Annotated in this window: 16 protein-coding genes; 4 read left to right on the forward strand and 12 right to left on the reverse strand. The window is 46.2% G+C overall.

What is annotated here, in order from left to right; genetic code table 11:
- Positions 1-116: 116 nt before the first annotated feature.
- Positions 117-947 carry an octanoyl-[GcvH]:protein N-octanoyltransferase gene (gene lipL / locus ACFVSW_RS09330; RefSeq protein ID WP_387314967.1) on the reverse strand — a complete coding sequence of 277 codons (831 nt, stop codon included), beginning with the start codon at positions 945-947 and terminating at the stop codon, positions 117-119.
- A gap of 313 nt (positions 948-1,260) precedes the next feature.
- On the reverse strand, positions 1,261-2,232 hold the full coding sequence (gene pta, locus ACFVSW_RS09335) for a phosphate acetyltransferase (protein WP_387314969.1): 972 nt from the start codon (positions 2,230-2,232) through the stop codon (positions 1,261-1,263).
- 244 nt (positions 2,233-2,476) lie between these two features.
- On the opposite strand from pta, the gene hemQ reads away from it, so the two are divergent.
- Both hemQ and gerQ read left to right on the forward strand, forming a co-directional pair.
- Entirely contained in the window at positions 2,477-3,220 is a 744-nt protein-coding gene (gene hemQ / locus ACFVSW_RS09340; protein WP_387314971.1) for a hydrogen peroxide-dependent heme synthase, read from the forward strand.
- Between the two features lie 239 nt (positions 3,221-3,459).
- On the forward strand, positions 3,460-3,966 hold the full coding sequence (gerQ, locus tag ACFVSW_RS09345; RefSeq protein WP_387314973.1) for a spore coat protein GerQ: 507 nt from the start codon (positions 3,460-3,462) through the stop codon (positions 3,964-3,966).
- Between the two features lie 80 nt (positions 3,967-4,046).
- On the opposite strand, the gene ACFVSW_RS09350 is transcribed toward gerQ, so the two are convergent.
- The 3 genes from ACFVSW_RS09350 to ACFVSW_RS09360 all read right to left on the reverse strand — a co-directional run bounded on the left by ACFVSW_RS09350 (position 4,047) and on the right by ACFVSW_RS09360 (position 5,904).
- On the reverse strand, positions 4,047-4,418 hold the full coding sequence (locus ACFVSW_RS09350) for a DUF423 domain-containing protein (RefSeq protein WP_387314975.1): 372 nt from the start codon (positions 4,416-4,418) through the stop codon (positions 4,047-4,049).
- A gap of 142 nt (positions 4,419-4,560) precedes the next feature.
- Positions 4,561-4,887, reverse strand: coding sequence for a YwdI family protein (locus tag ACFVSW_RS09355; protein ID WP_387314976.1), 327 nt, complete (start codon positions 4,885-4,887; stop codon positions 4,561-4,563).
- Between the two features lie 81 nt (positions 4,888-4,968).
- Complete coding sequence (locus tag ACFVSW_RS09360; RefSeq protein WP_387314979.1) at positions 4,969-5,904, reverse strand: substrate-binding domain-containing protein; 936 nt, start codon at positions 5,902-5,904, stop codon at positions 4,969-4,971.
- 137 nt (positions 5,905-6,041) lie between these two features.
- Between ACFVSW_RS09360 and modA the strand changes: the two genes are divergently transcribed.
- A complete protein-coding gene (modA, locus tag ACFVSW_RS09365; RefSeq protein WP_387314981.1) occupies positions 6,042-6,866 on the forward strand; it encodes a molybdate ABC transporter substrate-binding protein in 825 nt (274 codons plus the stop codon).
- A 9-nt stretch (positions 6,867-6,875) separates the two neighbouring features.
- Entirely contained in the window at positions 6,876-7,538 is a 663-nt protein-coding gene (gene modB, locus ACFVSW_RS09370; RefSeq protein WP_387314983.1) for a molybdate ABC transporter permease subunit, read from the forward strand.
- A 43-nt stretch (positions 7,539-7,581) separates the two neighbouring features.
- On the opposite strand, the gene ACFVSW_RS09375 is transcribed toward modB, so the two are convergent.
- The 7 genes from ACFVSW_RS09375 to ACFVSW_RS09405 form a co-directional block, all read right to left on the reverse strand.
- The gene (locus ACFVSW_RS09375) at positions 7,582-8,601 is read right to left on the reverse strand and encodes a thiazole biosynthesis adenylyltransferase ThiF (RefSeq protein WP_387314986.1); all 1,020 of its coding nucleotides are present in this window, start codon (positions 8,599-8,601) and stop codon (positions 7,582-7,584) included.
- Between the two features lie 270 nt (positions 8,602-8,871).
- Positions 8,872-9,105, reverse strand: a complete 234-nt coding sequence (gene moaD, locus ACFVSW_RS09380; protein ID WP_387314988.1) for a molybdopterin converting factor subunit 1 — start codon at positions 9,103-9,105, stop codon at positions 8,872-8,874.
- Positions 9,098-9,565, reverse strand: coding sequence for a molybdenum cofactor biosynthesis protein MoaE (locus ACFVSW_RS09385; protein ID WP_387314992.1), 468 nt, complete (start codon positions 9,563-9,565; stop codon positions 9,098-9,100). The genes moaD and ACFVSW_RS09385 overlap by 8 nt, the downstream gene beginning before the upstream one ends.
- The gene (locus ACFVSW_RS09390; protein ID WP_387314995.1) at positions 9,562-11,499 is read right to left on the reverse strand and encodes a molybdopterin biosynthesis protein; all 1,938 of its coding nucleotides are present in this window, start codon (positions 11,497-11,499) and stop codon (positions 9,562-9,564) included. The genes ACFVSW_RS09385 and ACFVSW_RS09390 overlap by 4 nt, the downstream gene beginning before the upstream one ends.
- A 15-nt stretch (positions 11,500-11,514) precedes the next feature.
- Positions 11,515-12,747 (reverse strand): molybdopterin molybdotransferase MoeA, encoded by a 1,233-nt coding sequence (locus ACFVSW_RS09395; protein WP_387314998.1) that lies wholly within the window; start codon positions 12,745-12,747, stop codon positions 11,515-11,517.
- 20 nt (positions 12,748-12,767) lie between these two features.
- Positions 12,768-13,367, reverse strand: coding sequence for a molybdenum cofactor guanylyltransferase (gene mobA / locus ACFVSW_RS09400; RefSeq protein WP_387315001.1), 600 nt, complete (start codon positions 13,365-13,367; stop codon positions 12,768-12,770).
- A gap of 145 nt (positions 13,368-13,512) precedes the next feature.
- Positions 13,513-14,313 carry a formate dehydrogenase accessory protein FdhE gene (locus ACFVSW_RS09405; RefSeq protein WP_387315003.1) on the reverse strand — a complete coding sequence of 267 codons (801 nt, stop codon included), beginning with the start codon at positions 14,311-14,313 and terminating at the stop codon, positions 13,513-13,515.
- Positions 14,314-14,594: the final 281 nt, after the last annotated feature.

The following is a 14,594-nucleotide window of genomic DNA, read 5'->3' on the forward strand; positions in this document are numbered from 1 at the left end:
TAGACTTCTTGACGGATTGGCTTATGACCCGAGCCCCTAGGCGCTGGAGCTGGATAGTAACCAAAGTCTAATGTATTAAACTTATTATATTTAGAAAAGCCGTAATCCATCAGGGTTTACGGCTTTTTTATTTGTTCATTCCGCTCAGTAATCCTTTGGTAATAGCCGGGAAATAACGCCAGCTCGAACGGATTCAATTGCCCTGCATATAAAAAATCACTATTTGCCTTTAATTGCTTTAATAGACGCAGCATCACATCGGCAATCGTGAAATCTGTCTCAAGCAATTCCGAAAGCGAGGCCATAACCTCAGGGACAATTTCCGGGAAGACGAATTTTGTTTGTTCGGCTTGTTTCGCCCGCTGGTAAAATTGCTTCACAAGCTCGGCCCGGTTTCTGCCGCTGCCATTGACACAGAGATATATCTGGACCGCGACCCCTTTTTTGAGGCGGCGCTGGGAAATGCCGGCGAATTTTTTTCCATTGATACTAAGGTCATAGCTCCCCGGGCAGTATGAGCCGACGATTTCCCGGGCCTCAATCTCGAATGGAAAATCAGCAAACATTTTTTGAATCAGCAGCCACATCGCGTCATAGCCGCGATTGATATCAATCCCTTTTACAGCCTCCGGAAAAATTAACGAAATATTAAGGACGCCTTCATCCAGAACGACCGCTAGGCCGCCGGAATTCCGGACAATCACTTCGTAGCCCTGCTGCTTTAAAAATTCAATCCCTGCCTGCAAAAACGGCAATTTTGTATCCTGAATGCCGAGGACAATCGTATTGTGATGGACCCATGTCCTTGCCGTCGCCGGCGCTTCGCCCGCCCCGACCGAGGCACAGATGGTATCATCGGTTCCGAACGATTGAACTGCTTGAAAGTGCATCCCAACCGCGGACTGGTCGATGATCCGCCACTCGGGCTGATGCAGTAAGTCTTCCATGTTGTGCTCTCCTCTTTATTAAAAAAATCCTCTTATTATTATATCAAAATGAGTAGAGTTCTTTGTAGGATTTTGGACTTCTTACTCATTTTTTCGATTGAGAGAAGGAGGTTTTGGACTTTCTACCTCACTTTTTTGTTTAAAAGAAGGAGGTTTATTTGTTTTGGCTATTTTTCAAGAGGTTTTGGCTATTTTTTTACCTGTTTTGGCTATTTTTCGACCCCTTTTGGCTAATTAGACATTTTCTGTAAAAAAATCACCCTTCGGTTACGAAAAAAGGAGCCAGCCCACACCCGGACCAGCCCCAAACTCCTTACAAACCCTGCGCCGCCGTAATTAACGCCAGCTTGTACACATCTTCTTCGTTACAACCGCGTGATAAATCATTTACTGGCGCATTTAAGCCCTGCAAAATCGGGCCAACCGCTTCAAATCCACCCAAACGCTGGGCAATTTTATAACCAATATTACCTGCTTCAAGACTAGGGAAAATAAACACGTTCGCATCGCCTTGCAGGACAGAACCAGGCGCCTTACTTTTTGCCACAGATGGAACAAATGCTGCATCGAACTGAAACTCTCCATCGACCACAAGCGTTGCATCGCGGCGCTTAGCCTCTGCCACTGCCGCAGCCACTCGTTCCGTTTCCTCCGATTTTGCCGATCCCTTCGTTGAAAAGCTCAACATTGCAATCCGCGGCTCGATATCGAACATCTCGGCCGTTTTCGCGCTTTCCACAGCGATTTCCGCTAAATCATTGCTGTCCGGGGCAATATTGATCGCACAGTCGGCGAACACGTATTTTTCATCGTTGCGTACCATGATGAACACACCGGAAGTTTTCTTAACGCCCGCCTTTGTCTTAATAATTTGCAGTGCCGGGCGCACCGTATCCGCTGTCGAATGGGCCGCGCCGCTCACTAAACCATGCGCTTTATTTAAGTACACAAGCATCGTGCCGAAATAGTTTTCATCGAGGAGAATCTTGCGCGCATCTTCCTCCGTTGCTTTCCCTTTGCGGCGTTCCACAAATGCAGCGACAAGTTCGTCCATGCCCGCATAGCTTGTCGGATCATAGATTTCCGTCAAATCCAGTGTAACCCCAACCTCAGCAGCTTTTGCCTTAACCTGTTCAATGTTGCCAATCAAAATCGGCGTGATTAATTTTTCCGCAGCCAAACGGCTAGCTGCACGGATAATCCGCTCGTCCAATCCTTCTGGAAAAACAATCTTTAACTCGCGTCCGGAAATTTTCCGCTTTAAACCTTCAAATAAATCACTCACAATAAACCCTCCTTAAACAAACTCCATTATTAGCATACTTTACCGTGGTAAAATTTCAAGCAAAGTAGTCACAGACAGCGTTTTCATTCGAAAATTTATTTTTTCAAAAAATGGCAACTCCGTTTTACTATTACCCCTTTTTGATAAAAATAACCACTTACGGTGACCTAGAGGTTTATTCATTCGCCCTTTGGTCAAACTATGATATAGTTATAGGCAGAATTATTATTTAGGAGTGATTATAATGAGTGAAGCAGCACAAACGCTTGATGGCTGGTATTGCCTTCATGATTTCCGTACTGTTGATTGGACAACTTGGAAAATGATTTCAAGTGATGAGCGCCAGGCAGCCATTCACGAGTTTTTAAGTCTCGTTGAAAAATGGAACACAACACAGGAACGTAAAGAAGGCAGCCATGCTTTATATACAATCGTTGGCCAAAAGGCTGATTTTATGATGATGATCCTTCGTCCAACGATGGAAGAGCTAAATGAAATTGAAACCGAATTCAACAAAACAAAATTAGCGGAATTCACGATTCCGGCTCATTCCTATGTATCGGTGGTTGAGCTAAGTAACTACCTGCCTGCAGGTGATGACCCATACCAAAATCCGCAAATCCTTGCACGCCTGTATCCAACATTGCCAAAAACAAAGCATGTTTGTTTCTATCCAATGGATAAGCGCCGCCAGGGCGATGACAACTGGTATATGCTGCCAATGGAAGATCGCCGCAGCATGATGCGCAGCCACGGGATGATTGGCCGTACATATGCTGGAAAAGTAAAACAAATCATCACCGGCTCCGTCGGTTTTGACGATTACGAATGGGGAGTCACTCTATTTGCCGAGGATGTCCTCCAATTTAAAAAGCTTGTCTATGAAATGCGTTTTGATGAAGTGAGTGCCCGCTTTGGTGAATTCGGTGCTTTCTTTGTCGGAAATATTTTAGAAGAAGAGCGCGTGGCAACATTCCTTAACGTTTAAGAAGCATATATAAAAAGTTCTCAGCAGATGCTGGGAGCTTTTTTTCACATCTCCGTTTATCCTCAAGTCATATATTCGGACTTTCCTTCATACAAATAAAACAGCGAGTCTTAATGATTGCCCCCAACTAAAGAGAAGGGATTTTTATTCTTTCCTGCATTCACATTTTGGAGTAAGGGGAGTATCAATAGAATGTTGGGCCATTCGTTTATGTTTATTCATATTAGGAGGGAAAAAAGATGAGCCAATATTACAATCCACAAGGTTTTCAGCCCTATACCGGCGCTGCCGGACAGCAGGGCGCACAGCCGATTGCAGGTGGGGGGCAGGGATTTATGCCCGTACAACAGCAGGCATTTCCGCAATTTCCGCCAGCTGCATCTGGGGGGTTCCCGCCACCAGCTGCAGGTCCCGTGACGTTCCCGTCTCCACCAGCTGGAGGGGCCCAAGTGCCAGGAATGCTGCCAATTGAGCAGTCATACATCGAAAACATTTTACGTTTAAACAAAGGAAAACTTGTCCACGTCTTTACAACCTTTGAAGGGAACAGTCAATGGAATGCGAAGGAATTTACCGGAATTATTGAGGCGGCAGGAAGGGATCATGTCATCTTAAGTGATCCACAGAAAGGAACACGTTACCTCATCCCGATGGTCGCCGTTGACTACATTACTTTTGCGGAAGAAATCGAGTATGAATATCCATTCGGTGGTGGCCCGACCTTAAGCACGTTCCCGCCAAGATAAGTGAAACCGCAAAAACACCAATTGTGCGCCAATTGGTGTTTTCTTTTTGAAAAAGCGGCATGATGCTACTCTTCCCAGTATTAAAAATTCTTCACTGCGCCAACAATCATCAGAATCCATGCTGCTAAGAAACAAACGCCGCCTATTGGCGTGATTGCGCCCAGGACGCCTACCTTCGTCAAGCTCAATAGGTACAAGCTGCCGCTGAACAAAATAATCCCTGCAAACATCAACCAGCCGGACCAGCTGAATAACGAGCTTGGCGCTGCTTTCCCTAAGAGAATCCCAATGATTAAAATCCCTGTTGCATGGAACATTTGATAGGTAACCCCTGTTTTCCAAATTTCTAAATAATGCGCATCGAGCCTGTCTTTTAACCCGTGTGCTCCGAAGGCACCAAGCGCCACGGCCACAAAAGCATTGATGGCACCAATAATAATAAATGCTTTCATCTACAATTCCTCCATTCATGTCTAGCTTCAGCGCCAAGCCCCTCGAGGTCATAAGGCAATCCGGCAGGAAGGTTAAAAACCAACCTTCCCACCGGCTTGTCTTATGCTGGTCGGGGCTGAGACTGGCGCTTCAGCTTTTCGATTAAAAATCAAGTAATGAATCGCCATTTGCTTCGTCGTCCATCTCTATTTTTTTCCCTTGTTGCATTGCTGCCGGCTGTTGGAAAACTTGTTGATTCAGCATTGGTTGTTGGAATGCTTGTTGATTCATCGCAGGTTGTTGAATAACCGGAGTCGGTTGAATCACTGGCACTTCCATTTTCGCTGCCGTTTTTTCGTCTAGAATCAATTCGCATAATATTTTAATAGAGTACACTTTTTCCCGCAAGCTTTCTTGCTTGGCGCTGCTTTTCGCCAGCTTCAATTCTTCTTCTATTTTTGCTAATAACGTTTGCACAGGTATATTCACTTCGAAAATTCCCTTCTATTTCTCTTCTTCTTTCGACAATATTCCTCTGTTTCACGTGAAACAAGTCATAATTTGTCAACATTAAAAGGTCTCGTACATGACTGAGCCTGTTTGCGCTTGATCGTAATCACCCAAAGAGCTAATTTCTGTTTGAAACAATGAAGACGATAAAATCTCTTTGACAATCCGGATAAGTGCTTCATTTTCAGGCGTTTTTAACATTACAAGGTCGTACTGTTCGGTAATTAACGGTACAAAGTCAACGCCGACCATTTTCGCCGCTTTTTCAATGCCTACGCCGACATCGGCCTTGCCGGTCGCAACAGCCGAAGCGACGCTTAAATGATTCGTCTCCTCGTGTTCATATCCAGTAATCGCCTTCGAAGATATTTGATGAATCCTGAGCTGTTCATCAAGCAGAATTCTTGCTCCTGATCCTTTCTCACGATTAATCATCGTAATGTGCGGCTGACTTAAATCCGGCCACGAAGTAATGTTAAGCGGGTTTCCTTTTTTAACATAAAGCCCTGCTTTTCTAGAAACAAGATTGAGTAGAATGTATCGGTTCCCAGTTAAAATTCTTTTAACGTATGGAAGATTATATTCCCCGGTATCACCATCAAACATATGTAGACTCACGATATCACAGTCGCCATTATATAAAGAGATGAGGCTGTTTAAGCTGCCGGAATAGGATCTAAGTGACTTATAGGGAGAAGATTTCTCGATATGTTTTCCTAAAATATCGAGGACGATATCTTGTCCGCTAATAACGATGTTGTGGGATGCTTTTGTTTCTGATCTGTGGGAATCTGCCATAGGAATGGCAGCTACGGTCTCTTGTGGAGACTTTTGATTTTTTATATATTGGTCTAAATCGGCTGCATCCATCCGCATCTGTCTGCCGACGCGGAATACAGGAAGCTCCCCTTTTTTTATTAAATCATAGATCGTAAGCTTCGAAACTTTTAACAGCTGCGAAACCTCTTCAATCGTATAGGAAATCTCCTTTGACATGTCCATCCCTCCACTTTATATTGTATCTCATTACTTTTTAAAAAGCATATTGCAAAAAATTTGTGATTTTTCTCATACCATAACTAATTATAATTAGTTATAATTAGTTATATCTAATTATAAGGAGAATGATAAATTTGAAAAAAAGTTATTTATTATTTTTATCGGTAATGATGTTTTTACTTGTCATTACTGGATGCTCAACTAATGATCAAAGTAAACAGCCGGCCGAGAAAAAACAACCAGTGGCGGAAAAACAAGCAGCACCTGAAGAGAACGTCGAATTGACGATTTCCGCAGCAGCAAGTTTACAAGATGCCTTAACCGAAATTACTGCGAATTTTAATAAAGAACATGGTAATGTGAAAATCAACTACAATTATGGCGCTTCCGGGGCGTTGCAACAGCAAATTTCACAAGGAGCACCAGTTGATCTTTTCTTCTCTGCAGCAGAAGATAAATTCGATGCATTAGTGAAAGATGGTCTGATTGAAGAAAAAGATGGTATCGATCTTGTAGGAAATGAATTAGTACTAGTTGTTCCAAAGGAATCCACTAAAGGCATTAAAACGTTTGAAGATCTACCAAAAGCGGATAAGATTTCAATTGGTACACCTGAATCGGTACCAGCCGGTAAATATGGGAAAGAGGTATTAGGAAACTTAAATATCTGGAGCAATGTTGAAGGAAAAATCGTCTATGCCAAGGATGTACGCCAAGTGCTTACATATGTAGAAACAGGGAATGTTGATGCTGGAATGGTCTATAAAACAGATGCGTTGACATCGGACAAAGTAGAGATTGCCGCAACGGCGAGTGAATTGACCCATACGCCTATCATCTATCCTGTAGGAGTCATCAAGGCAAGTAGCCATCAAAAAGAAGCTATGCTATTCTATGATTATCTAAAAACGAAAGCAGCAATGGACGTTTTTGAAAAATACGGATTTAAAGGACTGTAATAAGCAAACATGACAGACCACTTTTGGGATCCTGTAAAACTCTCACTTGAAATAGCGGTCGTTTCAGGATTCATTGTACTAATTTTGGGATTATTTTTGGGAAAATGGATGGCGAAGGCAAGATTCAAAGGGAAGGCCGTTATCGAAACGATTTTCCTGTTACCATTAGTATTACCGCCAACAGTTGTCGGTTTCCTGTTACTTGTGATATTTGGAAAAAAGAGTCCCATTGGCCATTTCATCGAATCGATCTTTCAGCAGCCGATTATTTTTACTTGGTGGGCAGCCGTTCTTGCGGCTGTAGTTGTCGCTTTTCCGCTCATGTATCAATCAGCTAAGACCGGATTTGAAGAGGTGGATCGGGACGTTGAGGACGCGGCAAGGGTAGATGGAGCAAGTGGGTTCCAGATTTTCTTGTTTGTTTCTATCCCGCTCGCCTTGAAATCGATTATCTCAGGCGGAATCTTAAGTTTTGCCCGCGCGTTAGGTGAGTTTGGCGCCACGCTCATGTTCGCCGGAAATATCCCCGGGAAAACACAAACCACCCCTACCGCCATCTATGTCGCCATTGACTCGGGCAATATGCAGATGGCTTGGCTTTGGGTATTGTGCATGATTGGCATCTCCTTCCTGATGCTTGTCTGCGTTCAGCTTTCAAGGGGCAAAGGGTAATTTTACAGTCAAACCCGTACCGATGTCGGTACGGGTTTGTTTTTTATCCTAAAATCCGCTGATAAAGCGATTTGGCGTGGGTTAAATCCTTTGTCCCATGGATGAGGGCACGGCCGTCTTGAAAAATTACCATTCGCTCGGCGCCGATTTCCACTGATAACAAATACGGATTGCCTTTCACTGTGTAACCTAGCGCGCTCAGCTGACCGGCAAGGTTGTCTAACGAAATCTCACCCTTATTAGATGGGCGGATTTGCACGGTATCGCGGCCGCATAAGACGGTTGTTTTTGTCATATTTTCATGATCTAAATATGGATATGTCCTCTCCTCGCCACATGATAAGCAGCCAGCAAACTTGGCTTTCGACATTTTCAAGCTTGTATATTGATTTCGCCAGAGGTCAAAGCTGACAAACGAAGTCCGGACCGCGTCCCAATCCTCGACTAACATTTTCATTGCCTCCGCTGTTTGATGGGCAATGACCATTTGCACCGCCGGAGAAATAATTCCACCGGTATCACATGTCATCCCCTGGAGTGGAATCGTACGCAATAAGCAATTTAAGCAAGGTGTTTTCCCGGGAATGATGGAAAAACTCATCCCGAAGCTGCCGACACAGGCCCCGTAAATCCACGGGATGTTGTATTTTTGCGAAATATCGTTCATCATCATCCGTGTTTCAAAGTTATCGGTGGCATCGAGCATCAGGTCAACACCAGCGACAAGCTCTTCCAGCAATTCAGGGGTGGCATCCCCGATAATCGCACGAATTTCCACAGCGGAATTAATCGCGCCAAGGCGTTTTTCCGCCGCCGCTGCTTTCGGCAGCTTCTCAAGCACATCCTCTTCAGTATAAAGCTGCTGCCGCTGGAGATTACTGGCTTCAACATAATCACGGTCAATGATGGTAAGTTTGCCAACTCCAGCGCGGGTGAGGATTTCGGAACTGCCTGATCCCAGCGCACCGGCGCCAATAATGAGGACATGTTTCTTGCTTATTTTTGCTTGTCCCTCTTTCCCAATTCCCGGGAAAAGGACTTGCCGTGAATATCGGTCGTTCATTTATTGGCGACCCCTTTCGAAAGAAAACTCGCCGGTTCGGTTGGCGAGCTTTAGGGTATGAATTTATCGTAATTAGTAGGATTACTATGCTGTAAATGTGTGCTAATAGATTGGAATCCTTTTTTGATTGCCCAGATACCTCGGTTTTTCATGCGTATGGGCACTGTTAGCCACTAATTGTGACCGTCTACGCGATTTTTTCGCTCTTTTGGTCACAATGAACCTCTTATTGTGACCGTTTAACCAATTTTTTCGCTCGTTCGGTCATAATCAACCGCCGCTGACCGGCGGGATAAACGCAATCTCGTCGCTATCGTTAATGAGCTCGTCGTTCGCAGCAAACTCCTCATTGATCGCTGTCATCACCGTTTCCATTCGTGGCAGGTCATACTTCGCTGCTAACTCCGCCTTTAACTCGGCTACTGTTTTCCCGCTGGCAGCCACCGACAAAAACTCCGCGCCGACCGCATCGCGCAAATGAGCAAAAAACAATATCTTATTCATTCAGGTCACCCTCCTCTGGCTTACCGCTCGGGTAGGCAACGGTCTCTAATTGGTTGCCCATCCATGATTCGCCGTCTTCCCAATGCTCCTTCTTCCAGATCGGAACGATTTCCTTAATCCGCTCAATCGCATAGCGGTTCGCTTCATAAGCATCGGCTCGGTGCGGCGTCGAAACTGCAATTACTACTGCGATATCGGTAATATCTAAGCGCCCAACCCGGTGGGTAATCGCTACCCGGGAACCGGCCCAGCGTTCCTCAATCTCCGCGCCAATCTGCTCAAGCTTTTTCACCGCCATTGCTTCATACGCTTCATAGATTAAAAATAACGTCTTTTTGCCGTGCGTTAATTCGCGGACCGTCCCAATGAAGGTAGTAATCGCACCGGCTTCACGCTGGACTACCTTATCAATCACAGCCTGAATCTCAATCGGTTCCTTAGAAATTTCGTACATCTTCATGATTTCACCTCTTCGGCCAAACTCTTCAATACCGGATTTTCGACCACTTCGTAGCCGCCAATTTTTTCAACCTGCTCGCGGAAGGCTGCTGATTGGATGATCTCTACGAGCAGCCTGCCGTGTTCACTTTCAAAAAAGCTGCGCTTCATCACTAAATCGTATTCCTCGTCGGCAACCGGAACAAAGTCTAAGCCCATCGCTTTTGCCGCCGGATAAATCCCGAGGCCTGCACCGTTACCGTCACCGTTCACTTCCGCCGCTACAGCCAAATGGGAAAACATTTCTCGGTCATAGCCGGTAATCGCTTCCGGCTCCAAGCCCGCTTCCTTCAGCAGCAGATCGAACAGGATTCGAGTGCCAGCGCCTTTTTGCCGGTTAACGAAGTTTGCACCGGTCCTGACTAAATCGGCGACAGCGGAAATCTCAAGCGGATTGCCTTTTGGCAGAATCCAGCCTTGCTTTCTTTTTAAAAATGGATAGAGAATGACGTCTTTTCCGGCTAAAATTTTCCTTACATATGAAATATTATATTGCTTTGTGTCTGGGTCAAGCAAATGAATGCCCGCTACATGGGCCTCGCCCTTACGAATCGCCATGATGCCGGCCATACTGCCGACATGCGAGGAGACAATTTTCATGTCGGTCCGCACCCGTTTTAACTGCGACGATAACAAGTCAATCGTTAAATCGTGGCTGCCGGAAAACACGATAGCCTCCTTGATTTCCTCAAGCGGCCGCAGCAATTCGACCTCAGCGAAATCTCCCTGCTCATAGCCAATGACATTCGGCGGCACTATTAACAGGCCGTCTGCCCTGACATAGGACATCGTGACCCCCGCCGCTCTTGTCAGCGGATTGGCGACAAATTGTCCATCCACATAGCCGATATTCATTCGGACAAAATCCTCAGCACCCATTGACGATACAATCCGGCGCCCAAGCTTGACGGTTACTTTCTGCCGCTGCGGCACCGGTATCCCTAAATATTGACAGACAAGCGGCTGGACAAACCACTCTAAGGCCAGATAGGCGGAAACAGGGTAGCCTGGAACACCGACAACAATTTTTCCATTTATTTTTCCTAAAACAGTTGGTTTTCCGGGCCGTGCGGCGACCCCATGGGTATAGACCTCGCCAAGTTCGCCGATAATGTGGACCGTGAAGTCCTTCCTGCCCGCCGAGGAGCCGGCATTGATGACGATAATATCCGAGGTTGCTGCGGCCTCCAACAACACTTCTTTAATCTTTTCCGGCTCGTCCTTCACGATGGAATGGAGCCTAGGCTCGCCGCCCCAATCCTTAATAAAGCCGGAAAATACCGTACCGTTAAATTCAATTATTTTTCCTGACGACAGCGCAGCACTCGCCTCTACCAGCTCATTACCTGTCGGGATGATTGCCACCACTGGTTTTTTGACAACAGGAATAACCAGCTGCTGGGCGGCAAGCAGTACACCTAAGTCCGCCGGACGTAACACATGTCCCTGTGGAAAAAGCATTTCCTCTTGAACAATGTCCTCGCCAATCGGGCGGATATGCTGCCAGGGTGTTGCAGGTTCGATGATTTCAATCGTTTCTTCGTCGACGACATGAACATGTTCAATCATAATCACGGCATTGAAAGGTGAGGGAATCGCGTTCCCTGTGTCGACAAAGCAAAACTCCGCTCCGATTTTTAGAAAAAGTGGATTTTGCTCATGGGCTTGATAGGTACTTTCCGCAACAACAGCAATCCCATCCATCGCCGAGGCGTGGTAGTGCGGCATTGACACCCGGGCAAAAATCGGCTCGGCGGTCACACGGCCCAGGGCTTCAGCGACAGCGAGATGCTCAATCTCCGGGGTCAGGATGGAAGCAGCAAGAATTTCCTCCCTGGCAACGGCGCGGGGTTTATCTTCTAAGTAAATTTTTCGCTTGTACGGTGTTTGATTCATTTTCGCTGATCCCCCTTACCGTGACGGAATCACAGGTACATATTCACCCTGTGATACGCCTTCTTTTTCTGAACTAATTTCGACAATGCCATCACTTTTTACAAGTGTGGTGATTAAGCCTGATTTTCCGATAATCGGCTCGGCCCACCAGTCGCCATCACGCTCAAACAAGCGGACGCGGATATAATCCGACCGTCCCGGCGAGGATGGGATGTTTTTCGTTATTTTCGCGAAAACACGCTCCGGCTTCCGCTCAAGGACCTCACCTGACAGCGTTCTTAAAATCCGCTCACCGAACAGCTTAAAAATAATCATCGCTGAGGCCGGGTGCCCCGGCAAGCCAATCACCGGTTTTCCAGCCGCCATTGCTAAAATTGTCGGTTTCCCCGGCTTAATTGAAATTCCATGGACAAAAACTCCCGGGTCACCTAAGGATTGAATCACATCGGTTGTATAGTCCTTGGCCCCGACAGAGCTGCCGCCGGAGAGAATTAAACAATCGCATTGCTGATAAAGTTCAAACGCCTTTTGCTGGAATTCAGCAAAGTCATCCTTAACAATCCCGCCGTAAACTACGTCGACATTCCATTCGCTAGCAAGTCCGGCAGTCGTTAAATAGTTAATATCGCGAATCTGCCCCATTTGAAGTGTTTCCGTTTGATAGGGCACAATTTCATCGCCGGAGGAAAGGTAGCCGGCTGTTATTTTTCGAAAAACAGTCACATGAGTAATTCCTAACGAGGCGAGAGCCCCTAATTCCTGCGGGCGAAGCTTCGTCCCGACCGCCAGGAGAATTTCCCCTTCGCGAATGTCTTCGCCTTTGCGGATGACATTTTCCCCAGGTGCTACTTGCTTGTACGTGTTGAGGAGATCCTCTACGTCTTCACAGTGTTCAATCATGATGACGGCGTCGCTGCCTGCCGGAAGCATGCCGCCCGTGGGAACATAAACGGCCGTCCCGGAACTGACTGTCACAGTCGGAACCTCGCCCATGTGCACTTCTCCGGCAAGCGCTAAAAAGCCTGGCATCGATTCGGAGGAGCCATACGTATCCTTCGCCCGGACAGCATAGCCGTCAACCGTTGAGCGGTCAAAGCCTGGGACATTTTCCTTCGCTACTACCGGCTCGGCAAGAATATAATGAAGGGCCCTGTCAAGCTCCCGCGTTTCTGTTTGCTTAATGGCCGGTACTTGCTCCGCGATTAAGGCAAATGTCTCTTCCACTGTCTTCACTTTGAAAAATTGCATGGTTCCTCTTCCCCCTTAAATCAATCGTCCGCTTCGGCCCACTTTTTGGCATCTTCATATTCATTCGGGCGATTCATATTGAAAAAAACCCGTTCAAGGTCATGTTGGCTATAAGTCTGAAGTTCGCTTTCTGTCACGTAGAGTACATTTAAGCGGTCAAGCAGATGTTTCATCCGCAAACTACCTTCTTCGATACACGTTGCCGCTTCTCCTGCTATTTTTTTATGAAATACAGCAAATAACGGTTGCTGTTTGCCATGGATCACAGGGATGACAGCATCATAATGGCCGCAAGAATGGACAAGTGCCTCGGCTAGCTCGACGGAAACAAACGGCATGTCACAGGCGACGATAAAATTCACGTCGTAATCAGAAGCTGTTAAACCTGCGTGAATTCCTGCAAGCGGCCCCATTCCCGGATACTGGTCCGAGGTCATTTTCATTTCTAAAAATTCATACGTCTCAGGTTCATTCGTTACGAGAATTATATCATCAAAGAGCAGTTTAAGCGCATCCCGGGTTCGTTCGATCGTGGTCTTCTCATTTATCTTTAACAGCGCTTTGTTCGTGCCCATCCTGCTTGACTTTCCGCCTGCTAAAATAATCGCGGCAGCTTTCATGCAAAAACACCCTCTTAATTTGTCTCTTTTTTGTCTATCTAGCTTCAGCGCCTAGGGGCTCGAGTCATAAGCCAATCCGGCAATAAGGTAAAAAGCAACCTTCTTGCCGGCTCGTCTTATGCTGGTCGCCCCTGAACGAGGCGCTTCAGCTTTTAGTACCAACCGCATGATACCCATTCTCCTGCGCTACAAAATCAAGATGAATCGAGTTCAAATCGAGTAATGCAGCGGAGGGCTGGCTGATATATTGTCTTGTATCAATAATTTTAATATAGCCGCGGCAAGTATCGCAAACCTGTATTTGCGAAACCGCATCGCCTTCAATGGTGAGAAATTGGATCGTCTTATGGTCTTCATTACCGCAATGTGAGCATTCGAGACGCTTGGCATGCCAGTGAGCAAGACAGCGCGGGCAATGGATGACCTTTTTGCCTTCTTCTTTCAGTGTTGCTACTCTTACTGGTTCGCCGCAAACAGGACAGCCTGCCCCAGGGTTTGAATGATGAATTTCGTGCTGGACCTTTTCAGCGGTCAATTGTAAGTAGGGACGAAGGGCGGTTTCTGCGAGGAATTGCGGGATCCATCCTTCGAGCCCGTGTTCTTCGGCAAAGCTGGCAAAATAAACATGATTAAACGCAAACGCCTCTTCAATCCAGCGAATTGCTATTTCTTCGTTTAACAGACTGGTGATGCCTGAAAGCTTTGGCTCAAGTTCAGGATTGCTGTTTATGAGGATGGCACTAATTTCCTCTATCCACTGTAGGAATAGTGAAATTTCAAAATCAATAGCCGTAAGTGCGGCTGCAGGCACTCCTGCTTCCATGGCCGCTTTATCAAGATTGGGCCTGATTGTTTCCGGGTTTAGCTGTTGTTTCCACTGTTCCTGAAGCTGGACGATTTCCTTTTGCAGATCCTGGTATTCTTTTGAAACAACGGATTTAATCATCGTTGTTGCACCTCTTTCTTATATTAAAAACTCAATTTATTTTTAGAACCTCATTTTTAACGCCCCATGAGGACAAGTTTGGTTGATTTTCTCGGGTTTCTGTCCGCATGAACGCTCCATGAGGACAAGTTTGGCTGGTTTTCTCGGGTTTCTGTCCGCATGAACGCTCCATGAGGACAAGTTTGGCTGGTTTTCTCACTTTTCTGTCCGCATGAACGCTCCATGAGGACAAGTTTGGCTGGTTTTCTCGCTTTTCTGTCCGCATGAACGCTCCATGAGGA

The organism is Neobacillus sp. NPDC058068 (assembly GCF_042885335.1).
In the GTDB taxonomy this organism is placed as follows: Bacteria; Bacillota; Bacilli; order Bacillales; family Cytobacillaceae; genus Neobacillus.